Source organism: Mixta mediterraneensis (assembly GCF_030283135.1).
Classification (GTDB): domain Bacteria; phylum Pseudomonadota; class Gammaproteobacteria; order Enterobacterales; family Enterobacteriaceae; genus Pantoea; species Pantoea mediterraneensis.
Map to the genome: position 1 here is coordinate 1 of NZ_JASUAZ010000077.1, position 7,182 is coordinate 7,182.

Here is a 7,182-nt window from a genome sequence, read left to right on the forward strand (position 1 = left end):
ATACGGCATTTGCTGCAGCGCCATTTCCTATCTTTGTTTGGTATTTCGATTATGAAGTCAACATTCGTAAATATAACTATGTTTGGAGAATTGTACACGATCTAATAGTAAATAATGGTCGTAACTTCTTTCAATTAAATCCACATTTTCGTCCAACTATCAATTTATCGTCTCCAATTGACACACTCAAACAATGGAAAACAATTTTGGGTTGGTTTTATAAGCCGGAAACCAATCCCGTGCCTTTACGATTTGAAATTCGACAATTGAGATACTATCCAAACCTAATTCCAACTTCAAGATCTCGTTTCATTTTTAGAAATTATCTTATGATATCGTTCAATTCTATATTCATTATAGGAACGGTTATTGTACTAATTGCCGGTTCCACCTATTTCATATGGTCATTCGTAATTCCAAACGTTGACGGATCATTACGCAAAATGTTGTGTGGAAGTATCGATGTTATTCTAATCTGTTGTTGTGCATTTCACACTATTCGAATGATTTTATTCCTATTACATTCATTAACAATTGAGTTGCTTGTTTATCATTTCATTATCAATAAATTAGATCTTTATCTGAAGAAAGCATTAAAGATGACCTACAAGGGACGATGGACACAGAAACAATTGTCACGGCAATTGGATTTCTTTCGTTTTGAACACGCAAATGGAGTAATGAATGCAATCAATGCAAATCGTTATATTGTATCACCATTGTTACTTACAGGTTCTCTATCAAATTTCACATTCAATATTTACCTTATATCGGCACTATACTTTCTTCGAATGGCAATCGGAGAACAGTTGTTATGTTTCGCAGTAATCGTACTTCAAATACTGTTCTCGTTGTCGGCCTTGCTCCCATTAATCTCTTTGACCGCTTGTATTCACCATTCAGCACTTTTAATACAAGATGCCCAATATTGTATCAATGGTACAAATTATTTAACAAAGAAATTAAAATTGATGACATATTTTGAGTTGATGCACACTACAAATCAAATTACTTTCACATTGGGCCCAGTTGGTAAGATTACCAGAAAGTCATTGATGGAGGTAAGCAAATCAATTGATAATTTTACATATAATTTTTTTTAGTTTATGTTTTTCTATACTGGTAATATTATGTTCATCTTCAGTATGTTGCAAAATTCTGAAATGCGAAAAAACAACGAAAATTTATATAATTAATGCTATAAATAACTAATCAATTGTCAATTTTCACTACTAAATTGCAATAGTCTTTCACTATAAAATATAAAAATAAATTATTTGAGCAAATCAATGATTGTAATTTAAATAATGAAAGTAAAATCAAATCAAATAAAGAAACAAAATAAAATGCAAAAAAACCTATAATTTGCAGTTATATGTAATCCATAAAATACGATGGCAATTACCAAATATCATTTTATAATAATGACTTATAATGTATTCACCTTAAAAATTAAAGATAATTTAAAATTTAAAATTAGGTAAAAATATTGTAAGAATATTTTAAAAACTTTCATACATTAAGAATGAATATATATTGTGATGTTTTACAAGAATTTTTGTTCATAACTGTTTTCACTCAAAACTTGTCAACTTGATCATGAACGTATTGAAAACATTTGGTTTTTCAATCTTAAATCAATGGACAGTTTTAAGCGAATCCATTATTACAAGATGTTCCGAGTATCGTTTCATTCGAACAAAACCAATTCAAAAAGTTCGAATTGGTTTATTGCGAATCATGTTCTACCTCTATCTTCTTATTGCAATAATACGTTTCTTATTTTCTGGTTATTGTTTGGCAAAATTGATATTCATGAATTATTTTGATTATGATGTATTAATGGGTATTGGAATTAAGATAAAACTATACGCTCGTGACACGGCATTTGCCGTAGCTCCATTTCCAATATTTGTTTGGTATTTCGATTATGAAGTCAATGTTCGTAAATATAACTATGTTTGGAGAATTGTACACGATCTAATGGTGAATAATTGTCGCGACTTCTTTCAATTAAATCCACATTTTCGTCCAACAATCAATCTATTGTGTCCAATTAATACACTTAAAAAATGGAAAACAATTTTGGTTATGTTCAACAAGCCGGAAACCAATCCCGTTTCGTTACAATTTAAAAATCGAAAATTGAAATACTATCCCAGCCTAATTCCAAACTCTCGACTTCGATTCATTTTTAGGAATTATTTAATGATAACGTTCAATTCTATATTTATTGTAGGAACGGTTATTGTACTAATTGCCGGTTCTACTTATTTCATATGGTCATTCGTAATTCCAAACGTTGACGGATCATTACGCAAAGTGTTGTGTGGAAGTGTCGATGTTATCCTAATTTGTTGTTGTGCATTTCACACTATTCGAATGATTTTGTTCTCGTTACATTCATTGACAATTGAGTTACTTGTTTATAATTTCATTATCAAGAAATTAGATTATTATCTTAGAAGAGCATTGAAGAGAACATTAATGGGACGATGGACACCGAAACAACTGTCACAGCAATTGGATTCATTTTGTTATGAACACGCAAATGGAGTTGTGAATGCAATCAATGCAAATCGTTATATTGTATCACCATTGTTTTTCACAGGTTCAATATCAAATTTCACATTCAATATTTATCTTATATCCGCACTATACTTTCTTCCAATGGCACTCGGAGAACAGATAATATGTTTCGCTTTGATCATACTTCAAATACTTTTTTCGTTGTCGGCTTTGTTTCCAGTGATCTCGTTGACCGATTGTATCCATCATTCAGCATTAGCATTTCAAGATGCCCAATATTGTATCAATGGAACAAATTATTTAAGAAAAAAATTGAAATTGATGACTTATTTTGAATTTATGCACACAACAAATCAAATTAATTTCACATTAGGTCCAATTGGTAAGATCAAGAAAGAGTCATTGATAGAGGTAAGCAATTTATTGATAATTTAACAAAACATTGAATTAATCTAAAAATGAAAATTTTTTAATTTTTTTTAGTTTATGTTCTTTTATACTGGTAATCTTATGTTTATCTTCAGTATGTTACAAACCTCTGAACTGCGAAAAAATACCGAAATTGCATTAAATTAATATAAATATGAATAACTGAAATATTGTCAATTACAATTTTATCTTGTTTACATAATAAAATAAATCAAAACTTGTTAACAAATAAGCAAAATACATTAAAATAAGCTGCAAACATAAAGGTAATTAAGTTATTTGTTATAAAAAATTCAAACTATTCAAACTAAACGTCTAACCTTGAATCCAGTTTTATTGGTGACCTCTGCAATAGTTCCCATTTTAAATGCCATTAGGTCTGCGTTTGAATGTACCATTTCATAATAAGACAAAGTATTCCATTTCAACAAAATATTAGATTTAATACACAATTGAGAGCAATATAACCGATGAGAAATGGAATTAAGCATTTTGAATAAAAGTGTACATGTGATAACAATTACTAAACATATTATAAATTGATTTATCCATTGAAACATCGAAAGAATTAAATCAGTAATTCCAATCGGTTTGTAAATTATTTTTGTAATCAAATAGATGCTTGTCGGTAAGTTAGCAATAAATAAAATCAATAGATAATTCGACAAAAGTTCATCATTCAACACATTCTTTATTTGAACATAACGGAAATGTTCCAACATAACTTTAGATAGATTATAGACCAATTGACGATAGTTTTGTTTGGATTGAATTAAGAGATGTTTCCGAATCAAACAATTTTTTTGATGCATATTTTTAGTTTGAGTTTTCTTATAATCACATATCAAACAGTCAAGTTTTGGTTGATATTGTTGAACTACGTAATAATATAAGCCCATAATAATAGTAGTAATTGCGTATAGATGAATTACAAATACATCATAAATGGTCCATATGTTAAATATGATACATAAAGTATCGATTGTCAAAACTATTGTAATAATAAGACCGTGATTTGGATAGAATATAAACCAAATATAACAACAAACCACAACAACACTTATTCCAACTAAAATTTAAAAATAAAAATAATTTAAATTTGTATAAAATTAAAAATTCAACCCACCAAATAGAAATGTAAAGATGATATGAAATTGTTTAATTTTGAATGATTTCAATATAACTTTAATACGCACATCTGTTGGTAAATTAGGAAAATTAGGTAACTTCATTACATTTAAACTTTGTATTTGCTTTAAACTCATTTTTCTAATTTGACATTTTGAAAATGTAGTTTGATTTTAAATTGTCATCTCATATGCATATTGCCATGTTTTACATTTTCCAGAAAATTTCATCATATAGTTGAAATAAATCATCATTGATGTTAAGATGATATAAGCAATACAAGAGATTGGTTCCAAAAATCCAATTTGAACAAATATATTTGCCAATTTATCATAATCAAGATAATAGGCCACGAATCCAAGCCTTTCAGGTGAACACCAACAAACAATTGCAGTTGTTGCAAGACGAATAATATAAAAAAATAAAAGAATATAATTCAAGAATATTATCAATTTAGGCAATTTAATTAATGTTGACCAAAAAGATAAATTTTTAGTATTGAATAAAAATTGTATTGCATTTGTTAAGTTGTTTGATATATAAATCGATAATATTCGATAAGTTGAAGCTAAAAAATTTAGTATTTGTTTCAACATTTTGACTATACTGACGGTAAACAACCAATCTTATCTATTAAAATTTGCTTATTTGATAATATATATTTAACCTAAATAAATACTTACTAAATGTTAAATAATTATTTAGAAAACTAAAACGAATAAAGTTTATAAATATGATCATTAGAATCAACCCAATTAAATAGTATTTATAACGGAAATATGTTTAAAAATTTACAAATTACTAATTATTCCAAAGAAATCAATCATTTTAACAAACGAAACTAAAATTGTTGACGTATTTTGAATTGTATGCAAACTTGTATGTCTTTCCAATTAAAAATTTCTAAGCAGTTTACCATATCGTTTGGTAGAGAACCGAAAATTCCCTGACAAGTTTATTTCACTGCGTAATGTAATTCAATGGGGAAAAAACCTATAAGAATCGATTTTGAAATCATTTCAAAGCTAAAATTTATTTATTTGAACTTTAAAATGTTTGAATTATGTGTTCTTCCCTCCTATCACCAATGTCCGCTCTGTCGATCGTCCATACTTTCCAATACCGGAAACGGTTGCTGACACAGGTCTCGGAGGTTTCTCTTGCTGCTACAGTGTCCGCCACGCAATGGAATTGATGCTGTAAATAAACTGGGCCTTTACAACAAATACTTTGTGTTTACATAAATAAATCAAAACTTGTTAGCAAATAAGCAAAATACAATAAGATGAGCTGCAAATAAAAAGTTTATTAGTTAGGCTATTTTTTATAAAAAACTCAAACTATTAACTAAAAATCTAACCTTGAATCCAGTTATATTCGTAATTTTTGCTAAAGATCCTATTCTAAATGCCATGAAGTTAGATTTTGAATGTACCATTTCATAATAGGACAATATGTTCCATTTCAAAATAAGATTAGATTTAATATATAATTGAGAGCAATATAACCGATGAGAAATGGAATTAAGCATTTTGAATGAAATTGAACTTAAGAAAACAATGAAAAGACATATTATAAGTTGTGTTGTCCATGGAATCATCGTAAAACATTTTTCAGCAAGTTCAATAGGCTCGTAAACCACCTTTGCTATTATATAGATACTTGTTGGTAGATTGGAAATAAATAAAATCCAAAGATAAGTTGATAAAAGTTCATCATTTATCATATTCTTTAATTGAACATAACGGAAATGTTCTGATATGATTAAAGGAACAAAATAAACCAATTGACGATGGTTTTTTTTAGTTGGAATCATTTGATATTTCTGAATCAAACGGTCAAGTTTTGGTTGATATTGTTGAACCACTTGATAATAGAAACCCATCATTATAGTAACAAATGCATATTGATGAATTAAAAAGACAGCCCAACAAGTCCATGTGTTTGAGAAAATGCATAATGTATCGATTGCCAAAATTATAATCATAATAAGATTGTGATTTGGATAGAATTTATTCATAATATAATAAATAACCACAACAAGACTTGTTCCAGCTTAGATTTAAAAGTAAAATTATAGTTTGAATTAACATAAACTTACATAAAATATATAACAAACCGAAGAGAATTGTGAAGATGACGTAAATTTGTTTAATTTTGAAAGAGTCCAACAAAACTTTGATACGGACATCTACTGACAAATTAGGAAAATTAGGTAACTTTCTAACATTCAAACCTTTAAGTTGTTTTGAATTCATTTTCTTTATTTCAAAATTTAAAAATGATTTATGATTTAAAATGGTCATTTCATAAACATATTGCCATGTTTTACATTTTCCAGAAAATTTTATTATGTAGTAAAAATAAAATTGCAATAATAACATAATGCTAAAAGCAATACAGATGAATGGTTCCAAAACTCCCAATTGTATAAATATTTTTGCCAATTTATCATATTCAAGATAATGGGACAAAAATCCAAGTTTTTCAGACGGTAACCAACAAACAATTGCAATAATGTAAAGACGAATTATATAAGATAATATGATTATAAAATTAAGGATGGTCGATTTAGGCAATTTAATTAGTGTTGACCAAAAAGATGAATTTTTGGTATCGAATAAAAATTGAATTGCATTTGGTAGGTAGTTGGAAATATAAATCAATAGTAAATTTATAATCAAAGACAAATTATTTACTATTTGTTTCAACATTTTGGAAGACTATTGACGATAAACAACCAATCCTATTCATTAAACTTTATTTATTTGGTATGGTATATTCAGCCTCAATACTTAGTTACTTAGAGAGACCAAAAACTAAATAAATTTAAAAACATAATCATTGAAATAAACTAATTTGGCTAATTTTTATAATGACATATTATTGGAATTAAACAAAATAGTAATTATTCCAAAAGAATCAATCATTTAAAAAACAAACTAAAAGTTTTGAATTATTGAACATAAATAATCAAATTTGTTTCATGTAATTTTTATTTGATAACATTATCAGAAGCCCGTTGATTAAGGTAAACAAATTAATTATAATTATTATTTTTTTACATAATGAAATAATTAAGATAATTTTATTTCA

General features: G+C 27.3%; 2 protein-coding genes. One reads left to right on the top strand and one right to left on the bottom strand.

All coding sequences use genetic code 11. From position 1 onward, the window contains the following. Positions 1-1,103 (top strand): hypothetical protein (locus QRY16_RS21115; protein ID WP_289777954.1); only part of this gene is annotated, 1,103 nt, incomplete at its 5' end. Positions 1,104-5,410: 4,307 nt separating this feature from the next. Here QRY16_RS21115 and QRY16_RS21120 read toward each other — a convergent pair. After that, the gene (locus tag QRY16_RS21120; RefSeq protein ID WP_289777955.1) at positions 5,411-6,106 is read right to left on the bottom strand and encodes a hypothetical protein; all 696 of its coding nucleotides are present in this window, start codon (positions 6,104-6,106) and stop codon (positions 5,411-5,413) included. Positions 6,107-7,182 lie beyond the last annotated feature (1,076 nt).

Bases quoted from the DNA above. Each gene is read 5' to 3' on its own strand.
- QRY16_RS21120 (WP_289777955.1), bottom strand. From the start codon at position 6,106: ATGAATAAATTCTATCCAAATCACAATCTTATTATGATTATAATTTTG.